Origin of the sequence: uncultured Bacteroides sp. (assembly GCF_905207245.1) — a bacterium.
In the GTDB taxonomy this organism is placed as follows: Bacteria; Bacteroidota; Bacteroidia; order Bacteroidales; family Bacteroidaceae; genus Bacteroides.
The window spans coordinates 25,407-49,365 of record NZ_CAJLKP010000039.1 but is presented as its reverse complement, the minus strand read 5'-3'; the positions used below and the strand labels follow the sequence as shown (position 1 = coordinate 49,365).

The 23,959-nt window shown below is 49.9% G+C and carries 25 protein-coding genes and 1 pseudogene; 18 read left to right on the top strand and 8 right to left on the bottom strand.

Annotation, left to right across the window (positions count from 1 at the left end):
* Positions 1-195 precede the first annotated feature (195 nt).
* The 5 genes from QZ135_RS13070 to QZ135_RS13050 all read left to right on the top strand — a co-directional run bounded on the left by QZ135_RS13070 (position 196) and on the right by QZ135_RS13050 (position 5,479).
* The gene (locus tag QZ135_RS13070) at positions 196-1,431 is read left to right on the top strand and encodes a DUF418 domain-containing protein (protein ID WP_294609839.1); all 1,236 of its coding nucleotides are present in this window, start codon (positions 196-198) and stop codon (positions 1,429-1,431) included.
* Entirely contained in the window at positions 1,432-2,859 is a 1,428-nt protein-coding gene (locus QZ135_RS13065; RefSeq protein ID WP_294609836.1) for an MATE family efflux transporter, read from the top strand.
* Positions 2,860-2,947: 88 nt separating this feature from the next.
* Entirely contained in the window at positions 2,948-3,442 is a 495-nt protein-coding gene (locus QZ135_RS13060; protein ID WP_294609833.1) for a cyclophilin-like fold protein, read from the top strand.
* A 13-nt stretch (positions 3,443-3,455) separates the two neighbouring features.
* Complete coding sequence (locus QZ135_RS13055; protein WP_294609830.1) at positions 3,456-4,322, top strand: DUF3737 family protein; 867 nt, start codon at positions 3,456-3,458, stop codon at positions 4,320-4,322.
* Positions 4,319-5,479 carry a MalY/PatB family protein gene (locus QZ135_RS13050; protein WP_294609827.1) on the top strand — a complete coding sequence of 387 codons (1,161 nt, stop codon included), beginning with the start codon at positions 4,319-4,321 and terminating at the stop codon, positions 5,477-5,479. The genes QZ135_RS13055 and QZ135_RS13050 overlap by 4 nt, the downstream gene beginning before the upstream one ends.
* A gap of 82 nt (positions 5,480-5,561) precedes the next feature.
* Here QZ135_RS13050 and QZ135_RS13045 read toward each other — a convergent pair whose 3' ends face one another.
* The 5 genes from QZ135_RS13045 to QZ135_RS13025 form a co-directional block, all read right to left on the bottom strand.
* Positions 5,562-6,524: a hypothetical protein gene (locus tag QZ135_RS13045; RefSeq protein ID WP_294609825.1), complete on the bottom strand. Its 963-nt coding sequence runs from the start codon at positions 6,522-6,524 to the stop codon at positions 5,562-5,564.
* A gap of 131 nt (positions 6,525-6,655) precedes the next feature.
* A complete protein-coding gene (locus QZ135_RS13040) occupies positions 6,656-7,393 on the bottom strand; it encodes a LytTR family DNA-binding domain-containing protein (protein WP_294609823.1) in 738 nt (245 codons plus the stop codon).
* Positions 7,390-8,397: a histidine kinase gene (locus QZ135_RS13035; protein WP_294609820.1), complete on the bottom strand. Its 1,008-nt coding sequence runs from the start codon at positions 8,395-8,397 to the stop codon at positions 7,390-7,392. The genes QZ135_RS13040 and QZ135_RS13035 overlap by 4 nt, the downstream gene beginning before the upstream one ends.
* 165 nt (positions 8,398-8,562) lie before the next feature.
* Positions 8,563-8,718 (bottom strand): hypothetical protein, encoded by a 156-nt coding sequence (locus QZ135_RS13030; protein ID WP_294609817.1) that lies wholly within the window; start codon positions 8,716-8,718, stop codon positions 8,563-8,565.
* Positions 8,719-8,727: 9 nt separating this feature from the next.
* Positions 8,728-9,570, bottom strand: a complete 843-nt coding sequence (locus QZ135_RS13025; RefSeq protein WP_294609814.1) for a helix-turn-helix domain-containing protein — start codon at positions 9,568-9,570, stop codon at positions 8,728-8,730.
* A 204-nt stretch (positions 9,571-9,774) separates the two neighbouring features.
* Between QZ135_RS13025 and QZ135_RS13020 the strand changes: the two genes are divergently transcribed.
* Genes QZ135_RS13020 through QZ135_RS13000 form a run of 5 tightly spaced genes read left to right on the top strand, consistent with a single transcriptional unit; the run spans position 9,775 to position 13,366 of the window.
* Positions 9,775-10,740 carry an aldo/keto reductase gene (locus QZ135_RS13020; protein WP_294609811.1) on the top strand — a complete coding sequence of 322 codons (966 nt, stop codon included), beginning with the start codon at positions 9,775-9,777 and terminating at the stop codon, positions 10,738-10,740.
* Positions 10,741-10,773: 33 nt separating this feature from the next.
* On the top strand, positions 10,774-11,286 hold the full coding sequence (locus QZ135_RS13015) for a nuclear transport factor 2 family protein (RefSeq protein ID WP_294609808.1): 513 nt from the start codon (positions 10,774-10,776) through the stop codon (positions 11,284-11,286).
* Positions 11,287-11,304: 18 nt separating this feature from the next.
* Positions 11,305-11,790: a nuclear transport factor 2 family protein gene (locus QZ135_RS13010; protein WP_294609803.1), complete on the top strand. Its 486-nt coding sequence runs from the start codon at positions 11,305-11,307 to the stop codon at positions 11,788-11,790.
* 22 nt (positions 11,791-11,812) lie between these two features.
* Entirely contained in the window at positions 11,813-12,670 is an 858-nt protein-coding gene (locus QZ135_RS13005; protein ID WP_294609800.1) for an aldo/keto reductase, read from the top strand.
* Positions 12,671-12,700: 30 nt separating this feature from the next.
* A complete protein-coding gene (locus QZ135_RS13000) occupies positions 12,701-13,366 on the top strand; it encodes a flavodoxin (protein WP_294609797.1) in 666 nt (221 codons plus the stop codon).
* Between the two features lie 263 nt (positions 13,367-13,629).
* On the opposite strand, the gene QZ135_RS12995 is transcribed toward QZ135_RS13000, so the two are convergent.
* Positions 13,630-14,460 (bottom strand): helix-turn-helix domain-containing protein, encoded by an 831-nt coding sequence (locus tag QZ135_RS12995; RefSeq protein WP_294609794.1) that lies wholly within the window; start codon positions 14,458-14,460, stop codon positions 13,630-13,632.
* A gap of 170 nt (positions 14,461-14,630) precedes the next feature.
* On the opposite strand from QZ135_RS12995, the gene QZ135_RS12990 reads away from it, so the two are divergent.
* From QZ135_RS12990 to QZ135_RS12975, 4 genes and pseudogenes are all read left to right on the top strand, one after another.
* Positions 14,631-15,623: an aldo/keto reductase gene (locus QZ135_RS12990; protein ID WP_294609791.1), complete on the top strand. Its 993-nt coding sequence runs from the start codon at positions 14,631-14,633 to the stop codon at positions 15,621-15,623.
* Positions 15,624-15,713: 90 nt separating this feature from the next.
* Positions 15,714-16,552: pseudogene (locus tag QZ135_RS12985) on the top strand (aldo/keto reductase).
* 29 nt (positions 16,553-16,581) lie between these two features.
* Positions 16,582-17,205, top strand: coding sequence for a flavodoxin (locus tag QZ135_RS12980; protein WP_294609788.1), 624 nt, complete (start codon positions 16,582-16,584; stop codon positions 17,203-17,205).
* Positions 17,206-17,252: 47 nt separating this feature from the next.
* Complete coding sequence (locus QZ135_RS12975) at positions 17,253-17,759, top strand: flavodoxin (protein ID WP_294609785.1); 507 nt, start codon at positions 17,253-17,255, stop codon at positions 17,757-17,759.
* 52 nt (positions 17,760-17,811) lie between these two features.
* On the opposite strand, the gene QZ135_RS12970 is transcribed toward QZ135_RS12975, so the two are convergent.
* Positions 17,812-18,720 carry a helix-turn-helix domain-containing protein gene (locus QZ135_RS12970; RefSeq protein ID WP_294609783.1) on the bottom strand — a complete coding sequence of 303 codons (909 nt, stop codon included), beginning with the start codon at positions 18,718-18,720 and terminating at the stop codon, positions 17,812-17,814.
* A 247-nt stretch (positions 18,721-18,967) separates the two neighbouring features.
* On the opposite strand from QZ135_RS12970, the gene QZ135_RS12965 reads away from it, so the two are divergent.
* From QZ135_RS12965 to QZ135_RS12950, 4 genes are read left to right on the top strand one after another with little or no spacing between them, the layout of a single operon-like run.
* Positions 18,968-19,624 carry a flavodoxin gene (locus tag QZ135_RS12965; protein ID WP_294609780.1) on the top strand — a complete coding sequence of 219 codons (657 nt, stop codon included), beginning with the start codon at positions 18,968-18,970 and terminating at the stop codon, positions 19,622-19,624.
* Positions 19,625-19,643: 19 nt separating this feature from the next.
* Entirely contained in the window at positions 19,644-20,801 is a 1,158-nt protein-coding gene (locus QZ135_RS12960) for a carboxymuconolactone decarboxylase family protein (RefSeq protein ID WP_294609777.1), read from the top strand.
* 19 nt (positions 20,802-20,820) lie between these two features.
* Positions 20,821-21,870 carry an alpha/beta hydrolase gene (locus QZ135_RS12955; RefSeq protein WP_294609773.1) on the top strand — a complete coding sequence of 350 codons (1,050 nt, stop codon included), beginning with the start codon at positions 20,821-20,823 and terminating at the stop codon, positions 21,868-21,870.
* A 49-nt stretch (positions 21,871-21,919) separates the two neighbouring features.
* Positions 21,920-22,903, top strand: coding sequence for an aldo/keto reductase (locus QZ135_RS12950; RefSeq protein ID WP_294609770.1), 984 nt, complete (start codon positions 21,920-21,922; stop codon positions 22,901-22,903).
* A 6-nt stretch (positions 22,904-22,909) separates the two neighbouring features.
* Here QZ135_RS12950 and QZ135_RS12945 read toward each other — a convergent pair whose 3' ends face one another.
* Positions 22,910-23,812, bottom strand: a complete 903-nt coding sequence (locus tag QZ135_RS12945) for a helix-turn-helix domain-containing protein (RefSeq protein ID WP_294609767.1) — start codon at positions 23,810-23,812, stop codon at positions 22,910-22,912.
* Positions 23,813-23,959: the final 147 nt, after the last annotated feature.

Below are 23,959 nucleotides of genomic sequence, written 5' to 3'. Positions count from 1 at the left end.
CAGAGATACCCCGTTTACGGATTTAATAACCTCAATTACTGAAAGCCACTTTTTCTGCCGATTGTATCCTAATATATAAGGAATAAGAGGTTATTGGTGAAATTCTGTAATTCGGGTTGATATATCTGTAATTTATCTACCTGCACATTGCTTTATTCGCATGATCTTTGCATCGGAAAAATAGAACATAGAATATTGGAAAATCTTATACACACAGAAAGTGCCGCTCCCGTCCGTGGAAAGGAAAGGCACATCGTTTTGGATGCCTTACGCGGACTGGCATTATTCGGCATTTGCCTGGCGAACTTACCCGAATTTTCTCTATACACCTTCTTGCACCCCGATATTGCCGCCGGAATGGCGACGGGAGGCATAGACCGTATCGTTCGCTATCTGCAATACGTATTTATTGATGGTAAATTCTATACTTTATTCTCTTTGCTGTTTGGCATAGGATTTTCCATCATCATCTCGAATGCCATGCAGAAGCATATCAACGGTTTCCTGATTTTCTACCGACGGATGATGATGTTGCTGCTGATAGGCTTCGTGCACCTGATGTTTGTATGGAGTGGAGACATACTGATGCTTTACGCCTTGCTTGGGCTGTTTCTGCCACTGTTCCGCAATGTTTCCAGCAGAGGGTTGCTTGCATCTGCTACCATCTTTTTGTTGTTACCGATAGGAATTGATGCTTTCATTGAAGCGACGGGCATCTATCCTTCTGCCCCCGTGGTACAAGCACAGCAATATTACTGCGCCCGTTACGGCATTACGGACGATAATTTTGCCTATTGGCTGCGTGATGCGGAAAGTTATAAAGAGGTCTTTCATTTCCTTATACAAGGTGCGCTGGTCCGGATACAGGAATTCATCGATGGCAACCGTATATTCAAGGTGATGGGATTATTCTTGATAGGCTTCTATATCGGTAAGAATCGTTTATATGCCCGTCTGGACGAGAACCGCCAACTGCTGAAACAAGTCACCCGTTGGGGCTTTTTCATCGGCCTACCCACTTCGCTGCTGTATGCGTGGAGTGCGCTCAATGCACATCCTTGCGGATTGGCAGTACATACCTTATTTTATACCTTCAGCGTCTTTCCCATGGGTATGGCATATGCGGCAGGCTTTGCTCTCTGCTATTCTCGGAATAAGGAATACGGCGTTTTCCGTTTGCTCGCTACTCCGGGGCGCATGGCTCTTACCAACTACATCGGGCAGTCCCTTTGGGGAATGTTCATTTTCTATGGCATCGGCTGGGGACTGGGGGCAGATATGGGGCTAGTCCATGTGCTGCTGATAGCCACCGGCGTATATGCCGCTGAAATAGCTTTCAGCCACCTGTGGCTGCGTTACTGCCTGTTCGGTCCGCTGGAATGGATTTGGCGGATGCTGACCTACGGCAAGTGGCTCAAACTTCTAAAGTAGATGAATCTGGAGAAACAAAGCAATACCTTCCTGTCCCTCATTCGTGACGGACAACCTATGACACTGAAACAGCAGTTGCGCCTGACCGCTCAACTAAGTATGCCTGCCATTATGGCGCAGGTGTCCTCCATCGTCATGCAATATATTGACGCTTCGATGGTGGGCAGCCTGGGAGCCAACGCTTCCGCTTCCATTGGACTGGTATCCACCACCACTTGGCTGTTCTGGGGTGTCTGCACCTCGGTTGCCACGGGCTTCTCCGTACAGGTGGCGCACTGCATCGGTGCCGGAGACCGGAAGAGGGCAAGGACAGTGCTGCGCCAATCTATTGTGGCGACACTGCTGTTCAGCTTCCTGCTGCTTGCCGTGGGGTGTGGCATTAGTGGCGTGCTGCCCATGTGGCTGGGAGGCGATACTTCCATTGCGCACGATGCTTCGCTCTACTTTCTGATATTCGCCGTGTCCCTTCCGGCTCTCCAACTTAGCTTCTTGGGCGGCAGCATGCTGCGATGCTGCGGCAATATGTTCGTGCCCAGCCTGCTGAACGTACTGATGTGTGTGCTGGACGTGGTATTCAATCTCTTCCTCATCTTCCCCTCCCATGAGTGGCAATGCCTCGGCTTCACGTTTTCCCTGCCGGGTGCCGGACTGGGCGTGGTGGGAGCGGCGCTGGGCACGGGGCTTGCCGAGCTGGTGACGGCGGCACTTATGATGTGGTTCCTCTGTTTCCGCTCTCCCGACCTGAGGCTGACGCAGGAGCGAGACAGCTTTCTGCCCAAGACCGACTGCCTGAAGAGGGCGCTCCGCATCAGTCTGCCGATGGGTGCCGAACACATTATATTATGTGGCGCACAGATTATGACCACCGTCATCGTGGCACCCTTGGGTGTGGTGGCGATTGCCGCCAATTCCTTTGCCATTACTGCCGAGAGCCTCTGCTACATGCCCGGTTATGGCATTGCCGATGCCGCCACCACGCTGGTGGGGCAGAGCATCGGTGCCGGACGGCTGGAACTGACGAAACGCTTCGCTCATATCACAGTGTTACTGGGTATGGTGGTGATGGGGGTGATGGGCGTGGTGATGTACGTGGCAGCTCCGTGGATGATGGGGTTGATGACGCCCGATGCCGAAGTGTTGTCGCTGGGCGTGATGGCATTGCGCATCGAAGCCTTTGCCGAACCTATGTTTGCCGCTTCCATCGTGGGCTACGGTGTGTTTGTGGGGGCAGGCGATACGTTGATACCTAGTGCGATGAACTTGGGCAGCATTTGGGCGGTGCGCCTCACGCTTGCCGCATGGCTTGCCCCGATGATGGGACTGCAAGGGGTGTGGATTGCTATGTGCATCGAGCTTTGTTTCCGTGGAAGCATTTTCCTGTTCCGCCTCTGGAGGGGGAAATGGTTGAAGCTGGGCAAACTTCAGTAATTCGGGTTAATATGTCTGTAATTTATCTACAAAGCCGATACCTTTTCTGCCGTATCTTTGCGGTGTAGAAATGAAAAACAGATAACTGATGAAACGTTTACTTTCAATCCTTTTTATAATGATGTCCCTTTCGGTGAGTTCCGTATCGTGTGGTACGGACGAGCCGATAGTGGAGGCAGGGCAGCCGGAAACGCCTGATGACAATAATAATGATAATAACAACCCTACCATGAGCAATCATCTGAAGATAACAGTCGGCACTGCCTCGTTCAGCGTCGCTTTAGAGAACAATGCGGCGGCAACGGCTTTCAAGGCACTGCTGCCCATGACCGTGAACATGTCCGAACTGAACGGCAACGAGAAATACTATTACTTGTCCGGCAGCCTGCCCACGGCATCCGTCCATCCGGGAACCATCGGGGCAGGCGACTTGATGCTTTACGGCTCGTCGTGCCTGGTGCTTTTCTACGAAACGTTCCGCACCTCCTACAGCTACACGCGCTTGGGGCGGATGAGTGATGCTTCGGGACTTGCCGCAGCCCTCGGGGCGGGGAATGTGAGCGTGACTTTTGAAATACAATAATAAATAGATAACAATGGAACTGATAAAAGACAAAGAATTTGGCGGCGAACGTCCGCTGTTTGGAACACACGACCTGCAACTGGAAAACGTAATCATCCGTGCCGGAGAATCCGCCATCAAGGAATGCAGCAACATCATCGCCACCAACTGCCGCTTCGAGGGCAATTACCCCTTCTGGCACGTGCATGGCTTCACCATCGACCGCTGCTTCTTCGACGTGGGCGGACGCTCGGCCCTGTGGTATTCCGACCACCTGAAGATGAAAGATACCCGCATCGACGCCCCCAAGATGTTCCGCGAGATGAGCGACATCGAGATGGAGAACGTCGAGATGAACGATGCCGACGAAGTGTTCTGGCGTTGCAACGACCTGCACATTAAGAATCTGAAGTTGCACGGCGGCACTTACCCCTTCATGTTCAGCAACAACATCTACATTGACGGACTGGAGAGCGACAGCAAATACGTCTTCCAGTACGTGAAGAACGTGGAATTGCACAACGCCAAAATCACCACGAAGGATGCTTTCTGGGAAGTGGAGAACGTCACCGTCTATGACTCCGAGCTGAACGGCGAATACCTGGGCTGGCACTCGCGCAACCTGCGTCTGGTGAACTGCCACATCACCGGCGAGCAGCCCCTCTGCTATGCACACGATCTTGTGCTGGAGAACTGCACCTTCGGTGCTGACTGCGACCGTGCCTTTGAGTACAGCAGCGTGCAAGCCACCATCAACAGCCCGATAAGCGGCGTGAAGAACCCCGCCACGGGCTGCATCACCGCCGAAAGCTATGGCGAGATAATTATCGATGAGAACATCAAGGCTCCGGCAGACTGCGAGCTGAAACTGTGGGACGACACAACTTGCTTCGACCAATGAGATACAACTTCGACGAACGGATTCCCCGCCGCGGCACGAACTCCTACAAATGGGATTCGGCGGCGGATGCGGACGTGCTTCCCCTGTGGGTGGCGGATATGGACTTCCGCACGGCGCCTGCGGTGGTGGAGGCATTGAAGCGGCGGGTGGAGCATGGCATTTTCGGCTATGTCCGGGTGCCCGACGCCTATTATGAGTCCCTCAGCCGATGGTTCGGGCGGCGGCACGGGTGGGAGATAGACCGCGAGTGGGTGATATACACCTCCGGCGTGGTGCCCGCCCTGTCCGCCACCATCAAGGCAATGACCGTGCCCGGCGACAAGGTGCTGGTGCAGACGCCCGTGTACAACTGCTTCTTCTCGTCCATCCGCAACAACGGATGCGAGACGGTGGCAAGTCCGCTGATTTATGAGGACGGCACCTACCGCATGGACTTCGACGACCTGGAGCGGAAAGCGGCGGACCCGAAGGTGAAGCTGCTCCTGCTGTGCAATCCGCACAATCCTGCCGGAAGAGTGTGGCGGCGCGAAGAACTGCTGCGCCTCGGCGAAATCTGCCTGCGCCACAACGTGCTGGTGGTGGCGGACGAGATTCATTGCGAGCTGACCTTCCCCGGTTACACTTACACCCCCTTTGCCTCCATTTCGCAGGAATTCCTGATGCACTCCGTCACCTGCAACTCACCCAGCAAGTCGTTCAACATGGCGGGCTTGCAGATAGCCAACATCGTGGCAGCCGATGCGGATGTACGCAGAAAGATAGACCGCGCCATCAATGACAACGAGGTGTGCGACGTGAATCCCTTCGGCGTCGAGGCGCTGATGGCTGCCTACAACGAGGGCGGGGAGTGGCTGGACGAGCTGAACCACTACCTCTTTGCCAACTACACCTACCTGCGCGCCTACTTCGACAAGTATATGCCGCAGCTTCCGGTGACGAAGCTGGAGGGCACGTACTTGGTGTGGGTGGACTGTTCGGCGTTGCGGATATCCTCCGTGGAGATTGTGGACTTGCTGCTGAAGAAGGAGAAACTCTGGCTGAACGAAGGCACCATGTACGGTGAGGCAGGAGAGGGGTTTGTCCGCATCAACATCGCCTGTCCGCGGCAGGTGATGTTGGAAGGATTGGAAAAGATGAGAAAGGGACTGCGCTTTTAATTCCGGTACTCATTCATCCTTGTGGGCTACATTCATAGGAATCAGGAGTTCATTATAGACATCTGGTTCCTATTACCCACACTCAGAACCTCACTCCGGCACTGAAACCTATCCAGCCGTTCAGGCGAGTGCTTCCGTTGTCATTGGAACACATGGAATAGGGAGAAAGAGAACTGCCGATTGCTCCTGTTTCAGGGTTGACATAGTCTGATATCGTCATGTTAAAGACCGGACCGGCAAAGACCTTGAAGTGAGGCGCCAGTTCCTTGGACACGCTATATTTTAGTTGGGTAAGCATATTCACTCCTCCATGAAACTCCCCTTGTTCCGTCAGTGCATATCCGATGGCTTCAATCTGATTTCCCCAGCCTTTTTTCCAGTCTATATGAGTACCGAAGCCCAATCCTACGGCATACTCCACCGGACTATTAAGGTAGTTGATGCCGCCGGAAAAGATGGTATAAAGCTTGTCCGTTCCCAGTTTGAAACTTACGGCTGTGTTCAAGGCCTCGGAGAATGCGACTTCAAACTCGTGCTTGCCGCCATGCTTGACGATATTGATAAGTCCGACAGATACTCCTTCGCTCTCGTCCGCATAGTTGAAGAGTCCGAACTGAACGCCTTTTACCTTTTTGGCGATGTTTACGATGCCTGCAAACTGTAATCCTGAGACTTCTTCCGCTACATTGGCAATACCGGCAAACTGAAACGGTGTGGAACCGTCTGCCGCCATATTGGTGATGCCGGCAAATTGGGCTGCATTACGGGTGTCGCCACTGTAGTTGGCAATGCCGGCAAACTGAAAACCTTTGGTCAGGTGGAGATTGACATTGTACAAACCGCCGAACTCGAATGCTGTGTTACCATAGCTGTGTCCTCCAAGGACGTTGAGCGACACCTTGTTGATAGTCAGATGTGATTGCGCCCCGTTTGTTCCCAGTGGAGTGATGAAGCTAAGCTGAAAGTCCCTTTCGCGAGTTTCCTGCGCTGATACGGACATGACGGATATGCAGATGACTGCAACGGATAAAAAGAACTTCTTCATTGTTAATTTGGTTTTATTGTTTTAGCGCTGCAAAGGTAGCGGCGCACGGGAGGCAATGAAAGAAGTTTCGGGCAGACTCCATTTTCCGTTGGATGAAATAAAGCTTTCCTCGGATGAAATGCCGCATACGCTTATTCGCCGTCCAGCCACTGCAAGAAGTCGGGGACACGTACACGGCTGACAAGCAGTTTGTCTCCATATTCAGGTTTCAGGGTAATCTTCAGGCGGCTATTGAAGTATTTTGAAACGCTTCCTATGGAGTCTATCGAGGCAATGCAGCCGCGGGTCATTCTGAAGAACCGCTTCGGGTCGAGCAGCGGCTCAAGTGCCTCTATCGTGTAATCGATAATCTGCTTTTTCCCCTGTTTGGGGACAACAAAAGTCATCCGTTCCTCGGCATAAAAGTAAGCTACATCCTCCATCTTCAGAAAGCTGAACCGGTCACCCGACTTGATGGCTATACGGCTTTTGTATCCTTTGGAGGGCTTGATGGTGTCCAGCAGTTCGGTAAGCTTCTCGGGAGTATAGTCCAGTTTCTCCACAGCTGCAACCAAGTCGCTTTCTACGATGGGTTTTAGAAGATACCCAATGCCGTTTACCTTGAATGCTTGAATGGCGTATTGGTCGTAGGCAGTGGTAAAAATGATGGGAGTGCGCACCTCTACATGGTCGAAGATGTCAAAGCTGTTGCCGTCGGAAAGATGTATATCCATGAATATCAGGCCGGCTTTGCTCTCTTTCAGCCATTCGATGCTCTCCCTTATGGAAGATAGCTTACCGACGATTTTCATTTCGGGAAAACGCTTCCCGATGATACGCACCAGTTCTTCTTGCGCCAGTGGCTCGTCCTCTATAATCAGTACTTTCATAACAGTGGTAATTTAACGGCAAATTCTTGGTCTGTTTTTATAATGGAGACAGTCTTGCCTGCTATCAGGTCGTATTTCTCCTTGATGTTTTCGAGTCCGATGCCCATCGAGTTCTCTACTTTCATGCGTGGAATGATATTGTTTGAGACAATCAGATTCCGGCTGTCACTCGATATATGTATGGTCAGCGGACTGGAGGCGGTCAGTGCATTGTGCTTTACGGCATTCTCTACCAGGACTTGCAGTGTCATCGGGGGAATCTCCCGCTGCATGTCAGCCTGCCGTACATCGAAAGTGAAGTTCAGCCCATCGCCAAAGCGTATCTGTAGTATTTCGATGTAGTTCTGTATAAATTCAAGTTCGCTATGGACGGATACGGTATCTTCGAGGTCGTGGGTAAGTACATAGCGGTAAACGTCGGACAGCTTTTTGGTATAGTCCGTGGCACGCTCACTGTCCTTGTTGATGAGCGACACCAATACATTGAGGCTGTTGAAAAGGAAATGCGGGTTTATCTGGCTCTTCAATTGCCGGTACTGCATCCGTACATTCTCTTGTTGCAGCAGCTGCTTCTTCCTGCTCTGAACGAAGAACTCAATGACGGTCACTGCAAACACATTGAACAGGATAGAGGTGACAACCACTTCGCCATAGCGCATGGACATCAGATACTCCCACACGCCTTCCTCCTGCCGGAACGGGATGTTCCCTAAAATGACGAATACGGCGGCAAGCAGAGAGATGCACGCTCCTTCAAAGACGATTCGCAGCATCAGATGCCTGGAGAACCACTGCGCGTCGTTAATGAAGGACACCAACTTATAGTCCACCCAGGCGATTAACGCCATGAATGGAAATGAGATAGTGACGCTCTTGATGAATGCTACGGACGTAAAGGTCTGCTTGGCAGTCAGAAGTTCTATCAGATAAAGAAACAATGCAAGGAAAGAGAGCAATCCCAGCAGTATCAATACCCAATATTTACGATTTGTATCTTTTGTCATCGGACTATTGTTTTTTAGGGGACGAAAATAAGAATAACCTTTGAATAAGCAACGGGATTTCGGGCGAATTTCAGTATTGTGGACATGAAATGGATATTTTTGGGGCACATACCTTTGCCTTGTTTGCGTCATCTCTTCCGTTTTGTAGTGGAGAAAGAAATAAAATCATACAATCCGCCCCTGCCCCGAAAAGTTAGCTACCAAGTCGATGTCAAGGTAGCTACCTCGGCAAGGCCAAGTCAGCAACCCCTCTACAGATACCTGTAGCGGCCTTTCGGGACAACGGATGATGATGAGCAGAAAAGTAAACAAACTTCTCATGGTTGTCGGCTATTTCTTCTTCTCCAGTTCATTCCTGTATTCCGACGGTGACACGCCGAGCACCTTCTTCACGAACCGGCTGAAGTGGGACTGGTTGTAGAAGTTCAACCGTTCGGATATTTCCGATAGGGTAAGGTCCGGCTTCTTCAGCAGGGCAACGATTTCCTGCGTGGCGTAGCCGTTTATCCAGTAGGAGGCAGGCTTTCCGCTTCCCTTGCGCACTACCTCGGACAGATACTTGGGGCAGACGCACAACTTCTCACTGTAGAACGTCACCTCCCGATTCCCGGCGGCATATTGCCGGACTAAATCCATGAAGCGGTTGAACAGATTGGCTTGTATACTTGATACTTGTTGCAGCTTGTTGATTTCCTGGGCATAGATATTCCACAGGTCGAACAGGAATATCTGCATCTGCCTGCCCAATATCTCTTTGCGGAAGAGGTGGTCCTTGCCCGCCAACTGCTCTCTGAAACGGAAGAAGTCGGCATCGCACAGCGCCTTGTCCTGCTCGTTCAGGTGGAAGACCGGATTGTGCTTGATATAGACGTAGCCCTTGGTCGCCCATACGGTTTCGGGATTGTTCTCTATCAGAAAGTTCCGGGAGACGAGCAGAAAGTCGGCATCGAAATCATCGGAACAGACCACCTCGTCTATGTCCGAACCTATCTGCCAGATGACGAAATCATCCGCCTCTATCCGGAAAGTCTTCTCCGCCATGCAGAACCGGGCTTGCCCCTTATGGCAGAGGATATGGATGTGATACCGCCCTACGTAGTCCGCAGGTGCCGTCTTGTCTGTCCGGGTGTTGAATAGCAGGATGTCCCCTTCGTGGAAGTTGTGTGATTCCATCGTTTCTTCTCTTTTCTGTTTATACTGTTGCAAATGTAGGACTTATCGGTGAGAATCCCTTTCACGGATTGCTGTTTTTCTGCTGAATATGCCCGATTTCCTGCTTCGAGGGAAAAATGTGAAAGTATGGCGGTGTTTTGTGTATCAAGAGAATGAGGATGTTCCGCTACCTTTGCTCCCGAAAGATAATAAAACAAAGTAGTTATGAGAAATTTGATTGCAACAATCGTATTCGTGGCAGGCAGCTGTTTTGCAGCTTCCGCCCAAACTCCGGGAACGGATATTCCGGTAAACGTGACGGAGGCAAATGTGCCTCTGCTGAAATTGAACAATGGACTCACTATGCCGCAGTTCGGTTTGGGAACATTCTGCCTTCCCGAGGGAGAAGTGTCGAAGAACGCCGTGGCGGAGGCACTGAAGAAAGGCTACCGACACATTGATACGGCACATGCTTATGGCAATGAGCGCAGTGTGGGACGGGCAGTGAAAGAAAGCGGCATTCCGCGTGAAGAGATTTGGATTACCTCGAAGCTGTGGCCCAACGAGTATGGCGAAGGCAAGACCCTGCCTGCCATCGACAAGATGCTCCGTCGTCTGGATGTGGACTATATTGACCTCGTTTACCTGCATCAGCCCGTAGGCGACTATGCAGGTGCATGGAAGGAACTGGAGAAAGCCATCGGACAGGGGAAGGTACGGGCTATCGGCATCAGCAATTTCGACTTCAACGACGCAATGTTCAGTGCCATTGTGGACAGCATGAAGGTGAAGCCGACAACGATGCAGATAGAATGTCATCCCTACGCCCAACGTAAGCATTGGCAGGAGAAGTTGAAAGCGAACGGCATTGTTTTGGAAAGCTGGTTCCCCCTCGGTGGAAGAGACAGCAAGGGCGAACTGCTGAGAGATATCGTAATAAACCGGATAGCCCGTGCTCACGGAAAGACTGCTGCACAAGTCATCATCCGTTGGCACATTCAGGAAGGTTTCTCCGTCATTCCGGGTACGGACAATCCGGCTTATATCGAGGAGAATATCCATGTGTTCGACTTTAAACTGAACGAGGAAGAAATGGCGGCTCTGCGGGCACTCGATTCCGAACGCCGATATTTTACCAAAACCTACGATGAGATTAGCAAGTGGTTTAGCGGATATGAGATTTGGGATTAACTTAATGCCAACAGCAAAAAGAGGAACAAAATCATGAGAACAGCTATCAAAGACACGGTAAGGGCGCTTTTTATCGGCACTTTTCTGCTATTCTCCCTGACGGCTTGTGCCGGAGAAGAGTATGCGGAACCCGAAACGCCCGAAGCCGGACAGGAACAAAACCAGCCGGAGGATATGACAGAAGAAGAAAAGGAGATAATGGCATTGCTCGAACGCCGGAATCAGGCGATGATAGACAGGAATGTGGAAACGCTTTCATCGCTGATGGCGGATGACCTGATCCTGACACACATCACCGGTACGACACAGACCAAGCAGGAATGGCTGGACGAAATCGCAGCCGAGAGTATGCGCTATTATGCCATCGAAATGCAGGACTTGAGCATCCGCATTTCCGGGAATCAGGCCACCGCGACTTATGTTTCGGTTATCGAAGCCCGTATATGGGGGTCGCACGGAACGTGGCGGTTGAACAGCAACATGGCTCTGAACAAGACGGACAAGGGCTGGTTGTGGTGTAACAGACCAAGTAACAGTAATAAATAAATTAAAAACGAAGTAGTTATGAGAAACTTGATTGCAACAATCGTATTGGTGGCAGGCAGTTGGTTGACAACCGCCGCCCAAATTCCGGCAGCAGAAGTGGCCGACCGGATGGCGTTGAAAGAACTGGTAGATACCTTCTCGAACCTCGCGGACGTGAAGGATGTGGATGCACAGATGACGCTCTTCACGAACGATGCCGAGGTACATTCCAAGAGTGGTGACCGCGTGTCCGTCATGAAAGGAAAGGAACAGATTGGCAAGGCGTTTGCCAATTATCTCGCCCTGTTCGATGTGGTCTATCACCTGAACGGACAGCAGACGGTGGAGATAAAGGGCAATGAAGCCACGGGAATCAGCTATTGCTTTGTCACGCTCATCGGAGGAGGAAAGAAGAACCAGAGCGGCGTGCGCTATCGGGACACTTATGTGAAGGTGGACGGCAAGTGGCTCATCAAGAAACGCGAATCGAACTTCATGTTCACCACGGTGGAGGACTTTAAGTAAACGAATATAGGAGGACTTTAAAATGATGGAACAGACTTATTTGACATTGAATGACGGGAATCGGATTCCACAATTCGGACTGGGTGTATATCAGATAGACGGCGATGCCGAAACCCGAAAGGCTTGCTTGGAAGCCTTGCAGACCGGCTATCGGCACATCGACACGGCGCACGCCTATCAGAACGAGCGTGGCGTGGGCATGGCTGTGAAGGACAGCGGCATTGCCCGTGCGGAGCTGTGGATTACCTCCAAGCTCTGGCCCAGCGAGTACGGCGAGGGCAAGACGATGGCGGCCATCGACAAGATGCTTGCCCGACTGGACTGCGGGTACATCGACTTGCTGTTGCTGCATCAGCAGTTCGGCGATTACCTCGGCGCGTGGAGGGATATGGAGAAGGCGGTAGGCATGGGGAAGGTGCGGAGCATCGGACTCAGCAACTTCGAGTCCAACAGGCTGGAAGAGGTGTTGCAGACCGCCCAAATAAAGCCCGCCGTGTTGCAAGTGGAGTGCCATCCCTATTATCAGCAGGAAGAACTGAAAGGACGCATCGCCTCTTGCGGAACGGTCATCGAGAGCTGGTATCCCATCGGGCACGGGGATGTCGCACTGTTGGGCGAGCCGGTCTTCTCGCGCCTCGGCCGGAAGTACGGGAAGAGCAACGTGCAGATTATCCTCCGCTGGCACATTCAGCAGGGTCATGTCGTTTTCCCGAAATCGACCAATCCGAAGCACATCCGCGAGAACTTCGATGTGTTCGACTTCTCGCTCACGAATGAGGAGATGCAGGAAATCAGGGCGTTGGAAAAGGGAAAACGCTTCTTTACCATGAGCTTGGCAGAACAGGAGAAGTTTTTGGGAGCGTTCACTCCGGCGGATTGAGATAAATTGAATCACACAAAATGATAAGTCATGAAAAAAGTATCAGTTATTATATGCAGCCTTTTGAGTTTCCTTTTTTGCTTTTCGTGCAGCAAAAATGATGCGGAAGAGCCGATTTCAGGAGAAGAGAACAACGTCAATAATCCGGGCGATACAGATGTTCCGGACGGGGATATTTTAATCGTCTATTTCTCTCGTGCCGGAGAAAATTGGAATGTCGGATATGTAGAGAAAGGAAATACGGCCGTCATGGGTGATTACATCCGTGAATTTACGGGAGGGAATGTTTATGAAATCATTCCCGAAACGCCTTATCCGACTGATTATACTTCGATGTTGGCAGTTTCACAACATGAATCGGATACGAATGCCCGACCTGCAATCAAAAAACCGTTGGAAAATCTGGACCGCTATTCGGTGATTTTTATCGGTTCTCCAATTTGGTATGGAGGTCCTCCAATGATAATGCGGACATTTTATGAAACATATCCGGCATTAGCCCAAAAAACGATTGTGCCGTTCGGCACGCATGGAGGCAGTGGAATCAGCAGTTGTGTAAGCCTTATTCGAACGTATTTCCCCAACGCTGCACTGTTGGATAGTTACGGTATTGCCGGTGACCAAATCCGCAACGAACAATCCCGTGATAATGTACGGGCATGGCTACAGAGAATCGGTATGTTACAAAGCGAATGAAATATCACTTCATTAATTATTAGGTAGGGTGTTCAGTTTGACGTTCCGGCTTTTAGTTCAAGAAGTAACTGTGAATCTTCCAAAGGGCTGATAACCACATAGCATATGGAGCATACTAAAAAGAAAATTACGATGCTTTTTTAAGAGTTAAAATCATATCATAAAATGAGGTTGTTTTAATTCATAATCAATAGATTAAATTGTTAAGCCAATCTCAAAAACGAGAACATAGAGCTGGACACCCTAATTAATTATTCGCAACCTTATTTCTTTGGCAGCAATGTCGCCCGGTACTGGCTGGGCGACATTTCCAAATGCTTTACCACATAACGGCTGAAATAGCCCACCGATGAAAAGTTCATGATGTCAGCAATCTGCGAGATGCTCAGCGTGCTGTTCTTCAGGAACTCCACCACCATGGGAACGGTGTATTGGTCAATCATATAGAGCACGCTCCGTCCGGTATTCCGCTTGATTGTGTCCGACAGGTATTTGGGCGTGACGTGCAGCAGTTCGGCATAATAGCCCACCTCGCGATGCGTCTTCACCCTGCCACCGGACAGCAGGTTAATCAATTCTTTTACAATGAATGTCGCCCGTTCCGATGAATTGACCGTGGCGTTCTGCTTGGCATGGAAAGCGAAGAGGTCGTATATCATGGTTAGCGTCAAGCTACCCATCATCTCTTTATAGAAAGGATGGTCCCGTTCGTCCATCCGTTGCTTGATGCGGTACAAATCATCTAACAGACTCTTGGCATCTTCATCGGACAAATGAAAAATAGGATTATCGAACAGGCTCACGCAGCCGCCTACCCCGTAATGGTTGGCAGGAAGCTGATTATAGAGAAATCGGAACGGAGCAGCAAGGAACACGATGTTCAAATCATCGCTCTGCTCGATATCCTTGGCCAGCGTAGGTTGCGTAAGCACCATGCCATCATTCCTCGTAACCGATATCGTCTTATCGTTGTAGGAAAAACTGCCCCAACCGTTCAGACATACTAAATGAACTCCCCAATTCTCAAATAGAGGGTTGTTTATCTCCTCAAAGGAAGTGGAGAAGATGAAGTTTACATCGTTGTTATCTTCCATTGTTCTATCGTTTTATGCAAAAGTAAACAAGAAAAACGACATAAAAGAACGAATTACGCAAAATGTGTAAAACCAAGAGGATTATGTGTAACCTCTCCCGGCAGAAAAGCCTCTATCTTTGCAATCGAAAGAAAGAACATTAGTATTCAAACTTAAAAAACAGTAGAACTATGCAGTACGTAAAATTTGGAAACACAGGAATGGACGTATCAAGAATATGTCTGGGTATGATGAGTTTTGGTAAACCGGGACCGGAGAACGGCGTTTTCCCGTGGGCAAAGGATTATGAGGATGCAAAACCGCTCTTTAAGAAAGCCATCGACCTTGGCATTAATTATTTCGATACAGCCAATGTCTATCAGATGGGGACGAGCGAAGAAATCACCGGCCGACTGATTCGTGAGTACGGACTGAACCGTGATGAAATTGTAGTTGCCACGAAAGTGAACTTCGAGATGCGTCCGGGACGTCCTAATGGCGGTGGCTTGTCACGCAAGAACATCATGGCGGAGATTGACCACAGCCTTCAGCGTTTGGGTATGGACTATGTGGATGTCTATCAGATTCACCGCTTAGATTCCAACACACCGATGGAAGAAATTATGGAAGCCCTTCACGACGTGGTGAAGAGTGGCAAAGCCCGCTACATCGGTGCTTCTACCATCTTTGCCTGGCAGTTGGAACGCTTGCAGGGCATTGCCGAGAAGAACGGATGGACGAAGTTTGCTTCCTTGCAGCCGCAATACAACCTGATTTATCGGGAAGAAGAACGTGAAATCATGCCGCTGTGCGCCGACCGCAATATGGCTGTTGTACCCTGGAGCCCGTTGGCAGGTGGCCGTTGCGCCCATCCGTGGGGAACAATGACCGAGCGTGTGAAGGTGGACAACGTATCTCCGGCCGTATGGGATGCCACCAACGATGTGGACAAAGTTGTGGTAGATAACTTGGAAAAGATTGCCAAGGAGCACGGGCGCACCATGGCGCAGGAATCCCTTGCGTGGATGTTGTCCAAGCCGTTCATCACTTCGCCCATTGTGGGTGCCACTTCGGTGGAACACATCGAGCAGGCGGTTGTGGCACTCGACATCAAGTTGGATGAGGAGGAAATCAAGGCACTGGAAGCTCCTTATGTTCCTCATATCAAGACCGGTGCATTTTAATTTATAAAAGAATCATTTCTTGTTCATCCTGTCGGTTTGCAGAGAACCTTTCAATGGAAACGGCAGGATGACTTTAAAACCAGAACAATCATGGAAACAATTAAACTGAACAACGGTGTAGAAATGCCAGTCCTCGGATATGGTGTATTTCAAGTAGAACCGAAAGAATGTGAACTATGTGTAAACGATGCCCTGTCCACAGGTTATTGACTGATAGACACCGCACAAGCATATTATAATGAAGAAGGCGTAGGTGAAGCCATCAGCAAGTCGAACGTGAAAAGGGAAGACTTGTTTATCACCACCAAAGTCTGGATTTCGAATGCAGGCGAAGAGAAGGCGGCAGTCTCGATTGACGAAAGTTTAAGGAAACTGAAGACGGAATATATCGACCTGCTGCTCATCCATCAACCGTTCGGCGACTATTACGGCACTTATCGTGCCATGGAGAAAGCACTGAAAGCAGGCAAGGTGCGTGCGATAGGTGTAAGCTCCGTCCGGACAGATTCATCGACTTGGTGAAGCATGTAGAGGTAATGCCCGCTGTCAACCAATTGGAAACAAACGTGTTCAGTCAGCAACAGGAAATGCGGGAACTGATGGAACAGACCGATACGAAGCTGATGGCATGGGCTCCGATGGCAGAAGGACAGCACAATTTCTTCCGCCACGAAGTATTGTCGGCAATCGGCTCCCGCTATGGGAAGTCTGCCGCACAAGTAGGGCTCCGCTTCCTGACACAGCAGGGAATTGTAGCCATTCCGAAGTCCACGCACATCGACCGGATGAGGCAGAACTTGACCAGTCTGGATTTCTCACTCTCTGCCGATGAGCTGAAAGCCATCGAGAAGCTGAACTTGCAAGACGGCGGCAATGTGGAGTTCACCGACCCGCAATTCGTAAACTACATCCTGACCAACTTCGGATAATCAAACCATCCTAATTAGAAGAGATAAAAATGAAAAAATACAGTCTATTAATTATCGCCCTCGTATCAGTGGTTTTGTCTGTGTGTGGACAGAGCCACAAACAGGGCGATACAAATAAAACGGAAATGAAAACGGACAAGAAAATTATCACGTTGTTTTTCTCCATGAAAGGCGAAACCATTGCGCCTGGAATGAAAATCGTGAATTTGGAAAAAGGCAATACCAACGTGTTTGCCGAATACATTCAGCAAGCGATAGGTGGTGATTTGTTTGAAATAGAAACAACCAAGCAATATTCCAAAGATCATTTCAAAATGATTGAAGAAGCCAAGGCGGAAATGGAGTCTGGCGAAAAGGCGCAACCCAGGAAGTGGCTGGAAAATCTGACCGACTACGATGTCATATTCGTTGGCTATCCGATATGGTGGGGCACATATCCACCCATTATCAACACTTTTCTGGAACATTATGACCTGAAAGGAAAAACCATCATTCCGTTCTGCACCAGCGAAGGAAGCGGTTTGCTCAATACGGTTTCGGAACTGAAATCGGTGTGCAAGGGAGCAACCGTTACGGAAGCCCTGCACGTGAAAGGTTCGCAAGTCCGTCGTTCGGAAAAGACAATTTCCGAATGGGCTACCAATAACAAATAAAAGACCCCAGACAGGGGAATAGTATCAACCATTAAACCATCAGAATTATGGCAGCAATCATTATTTATTTTTCCCGTGCCGACGAGAATTACTTCGGCGGAGAATATCGCTATGTAGAAGTTGGTAACACCGAAGTTGCAGCCCGCATGATTCAACATGCAACTGGAGCAGAGCTATTCAAAATAGAGCCCTTGGAACCGTATGCAGCCGACTACAACACCTGCATTGCCGAGGCGAAAGAGGATTTGCGCAGAAAGGTGCGTCCCGAACTGACCGCCTATCCCGAAAGTCTGGATGGATACGACACCATTTACCTGGGTTATCCGAACTATTGGGGAACCGCACCGATGCACGTATTCACCCTGCTCGAACGCTACGACTTCACGGGCAAGATTATCCGGCCTTTCTGTACCCACGAAGGTAGCGCGATGGGACACAGTGAAATCGATATTCAGAAAGCCTGTCCGGGTGCTCGGGTAGAACGGGGCTTGGCAATTTATGGTTCATCGGTAAATGCCGCAGGGGAAATTATCAAGAATTGGGCTCTGAAGTAAAATTGCAAGATGCTATAAACAACTCTTGCTGACAGATTTTAGAGCATCAATCTTATAGACGGGGAATTTGGATAGCACGATATTCATTCGGTGTCTTCCCCGTCACCTTCTTGAACATGCGGCTCAAGTGGTGCGGATATTTGAATCCCATGTCGTAAGCAACTTCACTGATGGTGCGGTTATTTTCCATGAGTATCTCTTTGGCCTGTTCTATGATAGCAGTCTGAATGTATTCTTGAGCCGATTTTCCGGTTTCTTTTTTAATCAAGTCACTGAAGTAGTTGGCAGACAGATGCAACTGGTCTGCGCAATATTGCACCGACGGCAGACCGATGGTTTGTGGCTTGTCGGTTTTGAAGTAATTCAACATCAAGTTCTCGAAGCGGCTCAGCAGGTCGTGGTTTATGATCTCACGCGTGGTAAACTGACGGTCGTAGAAACGTTCGCAATGATTCAGTATCACTTCGATGTTGGCAGCGAGAATCTGCTTGCTATGTTTGTCGATGGCATGTTGCAGTTCCTCCTGAATCTCCTTGAAGCCATTGATGATAATCTGCCGTTCACGCTCCGAAAGATGCAGCGCTTCGTTTGAACTGTACGAGAAAAAATGATAATTCTTCATCGCACGCGCCAGTGGAGTGCCGTACAGTAAATCGGGATGGAACATCAGCACCCAGCCTTTCGGATTCGGCTTTATTTCCCGCTTTTCCGCCCCTGCTATCTGTCCGGGAGCAATGAAGATAAGCGTGCCCTGCTGGTAATCGTACTTATTACGCCCGTATGCCACGGTGCCGCAGTCCAGTTCCTTCAGGAAGATGCTGTAAACGCCGAAGCTCTTGCGGCCAATCTTCATGCTGTCCAGCGTTGAAAGATCAACCACACTTATCATCGGATGCAAGGTTTCCACTCCCAGCAGACGGTTGGCATCCTCTATCGTATCCATTTTCCATATTTCGTCCATAATCATCGGAATTTTATGGATGCGAAAATACGAATTAAAACGGAAAGCCGTAAACCGGACTGCTAAAATCCGTAATATCGGTTAGTGAATCAGCAATCTGTGTTAGCGGGTTGATTATAAAATCCTTGCATTCTGCAATATTGGTATTTAAATCCGTAATTTGTCTATGGACGCGCTTTCATCTTTGCCCTAATTTTGCAGCAGTGAAAGTAAACCGATTAATAACCCTTACAAAACCAAAAGACAAATGAAAAAGATTCTTTTAGCATTGCCGCTGATGTTCTTCGCCTTGGCGGCATTCGCCGCATGTTCGGACAGTGAAGACGCACCTTCTGTCAATGAAGAGCCTGAAATGCCTGCCGGAAAGAGCCGGACTCTCGTAGCCTATTTCTCGGCAACGGGCAACACGCAGGCGGTGGCAAGCCGCATCGCCGGACTGACCGGAGCGGACACCTACCGCATCGAACCGGCGAAAGCCTACGCTGCAAACCCGTACGATGACAGCGAACTGATTCAGAACGAGGCCTACAATGACCTGCGTCCCGAAGTCGCCAACCTTCCCGAAGCGGATGTCGTTGCTGCATACGATACGATTTTCATCGGCTCGCCCCTGTGGTGGCATCAGCCCGCCATGGTGGTATGCACGTTCCTCCAGGCATACGACCTGAGCGGAAAGACCGTTATCCCGTTCTTCACCTACGGGGCAACCACCTATCTGAACGAAGGCATGCAGAAGATATATAAGGTGACACCCCGTTCCGTGCATCTTCCGGCAACGCTTCCCGAAGACCTTGCCCCCGACAATATCCGCAGTCCGCAGAGTGACGATGCCGGAATCGACATGCCGGGCAGTGCCGACGGTGTGAACGGCTGGCTGCAACGAATGGGAGTATTGAGTGAATAATGACAGTAAACGAAAGAATATGAGCGTACAAATTTTAAAAGGAATCATGGCCGGTTGTGCCATCGCCTTCTTGAGCCTTCATGCGAATGCCCAGAATGCGGCTGACACATTCCGGCAGCCCTATGCCTTGGGCAACAAACTTCCCGAGACGAAGAACTTCACCGGGCAAGTCTATCTGTTCCGTCTTTCTCAAGAGAAGGAACTGAACGTTCCGATAGCCAATGTTACTTTTGAACCCGGCTGCCGCAACAGCTGGCACAGACATTCGGGAGGACAGCTTCTGATTGCCACTGCCGGTACGGGCTATTATCAGGAAAAGGGAAAGCCCGCCCGCCGGCTTTTCTCGGGCGATATAGTGGAGATAGCTCCCAATGTGGAGCACTGGCACGGTGCTGCGCCCGACAGTTGGTTTGCCCACCTTGCGATATCGTGCAACCCCAAGACCAACGTGGTGACTTGGCAGAATCAAGTGGAAACGGCCGAATATCTCGCCGCGACCAACGAGGACATGAACCGTTATGCAGAGGAGAATAAAGAACTGAATGCCCGTCAGCAGGCCATTGTAGCCATAGCCTCATATACGGGGAAAGGTGATTTGGAACATTTGCGGCAAGCTCTTGTTCAGGGACTGGAGGCAGGAATGACGGTCAATGAAATAAAGGAAGTGTTGATTCAGGCGTATGCCTATTGCGGATTTCCACGCAGTTTGCGTGCCATACAGACCTTCATGGATGTAGAACAAGAACGTGAAGCGAACGGCATCCACGACGAGCAGGGACGTGAGGCAGCGCCTATAAATAAGGAAGGAAACAAGTTCGACCGTGGCCGCGAGATACTTTCCATCCTGACGGGTGCACCGGTGAATGCGCCCAAGGCCGGTTATGCCATATTCGCCCCGACCATTGAAGTCTTCCTGAAGGAACATCTCTTTGCGGACATATTCGAGCGTGACCTGCTGACCTATCAGGAGCGGGAACTGGCTACGGTGTCCATCCTTGCCGGAGTGGGCGGAGTGGAGCCGATGGCATACGGACACATGGGCATTTGCCTGCATTTGGGCATCACTCCCCGGCAATTGACGGCTTTGCTGAACATCATCGAAATGAACTTGGGAGAGACACATTCCGCTCCACTGCGAAATGTGCTTAAGAATGTAACAAACAGGAATAATCAATAGCGTTAAAAACAAGGAACAAATGAAGAAGTCAACTATCATCAAAACAATAATCATCATGATTTTCGGAAGTATTACAACAGGGCTGTCCGCCCAAAACAATCCCTTTGGATTGGTATATGAAAATGCCCTTACGGAAAACGTAACCGGCAAAGTGAACATCCACCCCATTACTTACACGCTGAACGGGCTGAAGATGGCAGCCAATGTCTATACCCCTGCCGGGTATGATGCGTCAAAGCGTTATCCCGCCCTTGTGGTAGCTCACCCGAACGGCGGCGTAAAGGAACAGGTGGCCGGAGCATACAGCCAGCGTATGGCGGAGGCCGGTTACATCTGCCTTGCCTTTGATGCGGCCTATCAGGGAGCCAGCGAGGGCGAGCCGCGCAACACGGACAAGCCTGCCAGCCGGGTGGAGGATATTCATCGTGCCGCAGACATTCTGGCACAATATCCGGGTGTAGACCCGGCACGTATGGGTATCCTCGGCATTTGCGGAGGAGGCGGCTATACGTTGAAGGCCGCACAGACCGACAAGCGTTTCAAGGCAGTGGCCACACTAAGCATGTTCAACACGGGACTGGTGCGCCGCAACGGATTTATGGATTCGCAGGTCAATCAGATTCAGGAACGTCTTGCCGATGCCTGTGCCGCACGCCAGAGGGAAGCGGAAGGTGGTGAGCCGGAATATGTGGGCGACATGAGCGGTGTAACACCGGAACAGGCTGCCAAGCTCCCGTTCGATCTCTATCGCGACGGATACGAATATTATCTGCAGAGCCATGCGCACCCTAATTCAACCTTCAAATACACCAAAAGTAGTCTGATAGACCTTTTCGCTTTCGATGCAAGCGAAGGCATGTACCTTATCAACCAACCGTTGCTGATGATTGCCGGAAGCATTGCCGATACATTCTACATGACGGAACAATGTTACAGCAAGGCTACGGGAACGAAAGACAAGGAGTTGTTCCTTATCCCCGGTGCCACGCATATCAAGACGTATTACGTACCCGAATATGTAGAGCAGGTGGTAGGCAAGTTGGTCGATTTCTTCGGCAAGAGGTTATAGGACATCGGCCAGAAAAGAATCGTATTTACTTTGATGCAATATTGTAGTTATGAAGAAGCAAAAACTGGGAACTCTTGAAGTTTCTGCCGTAGGATTGGGCTGTATGGGCATGAGCCATGCCTATGGAGCCGCTGCGGACAAAAAGGAAATGACCGAATTATTGGCGCAGTCCGTTGAGTTGGGCTACACGCTCTTTGATACGGCCGAAGTTTACGGAACTCCGGAAGATCCCCATCACAATGAGAACCTTTTGGGAACAGCCCTGAAGCCTTATCGGGACAAGATTGTGCTGACAACCAAGTTCGGCTTGTCTTTCGACCTGAGCAGGCCTGCCCCTTATCCGCTCATGCCGGATTCTCGCCCCGACACTATCCGTAAGTCAGTGGAGGGTTCCTTGAAACGATTGCAGACAGACCATATTGACCTGTACTTTCAGCATCGGAATGACCCAAGGGTTCCCGTTGAGGAAGTGGCGGAAGTGATGAATGATTTAATAAAAGAAGGAAAGATTCTCCATTGGGGACTGTCCGAAGCCAATGAAGAGAATATTCGCCGTGCCCATGCCGTATGCCCGCTGTCAGCTGTGGAAAACCGCTACTCCATGATAGCACGTTGGTATGAATCGTTGTTTCCTGTATTGGAGGAATTGGGTATCGGCTTCGTTGCTTTCTCTCCGCTGGCAAACGGCTTGCTTACCAATGCGTTCAGCAAGGACTCTCGTTTTGAACAAGGAACGGATTACCGCAGTGTCATGCCGCAGTTCCGTCCGGAAAGCTATGAACAGAACCGCCAGTTGCTGGATTTTGTAACGCGTCTGGCCGAAAAACACCAAGCGACTCCTGCCCAAATATCCTTGGCATGGATGATATGCAAGAAGCCGTGGATTGTACCTATCCCCGGAAGCCGAAAGATGAGCCGAGTGCGGGAGAATGGAGAAGCAGCTGCCATCAGCCTTACGCCCGATGAAATAGCTCACATCGACGAAATACTTTCTGTCATGCCGATGTCTGAGGTATTCGGAGGAACGAGATAGTTCCTCCTAATTGCTCCGTGCCCGATACTCATTGGGCGAACATCCCTCCACCTTCTTGAAGATACGGGTGAAATGCTGCGGATACTGAAACCCCAGTTCGTTCGCAATCTCGCTGATGTTCATTTCCTTTTCGGCAAGCATCCCTTTGGCTATTTCTATGATTTTTCCCTGAATAGTTTCCATAGGTGTCCGTCCTGTCTCCTTCTTTATTAAATCACCGAAATAATTCGGTGAGAGGCAAAGTTCGGATGCGCAATATTTCACCGTGGGAATGCCGTCTACTTTTGCACGTCCTTCTTCGAAATAACGGTTCAGCAGTGTTTCAAAACGAGCTATTATATCATTGTTCGCCTCGTGTCGAGTAATAAACTGACGTTCGTAAAAGCGAAGACAATAATCCAGCAGCAACCCTATGTTGGAAGCAATAAGTCGTTTGCTGAAACGGTCTATGTTATGCTCCATTTCATCATGTATCTTGTGCAGGCTGTCCATGAAGACTTCCCGCTCGCGTTCGGACAGGTGAAGAGCCTCATTGGATTCATAAGAGAAGAAAGTGTATTCCTTCATCATACGATTCAGAGGCGTACCTGCAATCAAGTCGGGATGAAAGAGTAATGCCCATCCATTGGGCTGGAACTCTTCGCCATTATCTTCAACCCCGATAATCTGACCGGGAGCCATACAGAGTACAGAACCCTTGCGATAATCGTAATAACGACGGCCATAGAGCAAATCGCAGTTCTTCTCATCTTTCAGATAGACGGAATAGAAACTAAAAGTATGCCGCATGTGGCGCATAGGGTTGGCTTTGGACAAGTCGATGATGCTGACCAACGGATGAAGTGTCTCTACACCGAGCACCTCGTTATATTCGGCTATGGATTTGAAGTTCAATATATCCTTTTCCATGTTCTTTATGATTTTCGCCTACAAAGGTAGTCACTTCTTGACAATAGCAATCACTGATACGAGCAAATCTGTAAATATGGTAAGCAAATCCGTAAAATTATTAAGTAGCATATAATCAATTGGTTAATTCATGTGCAAAATCAGTAA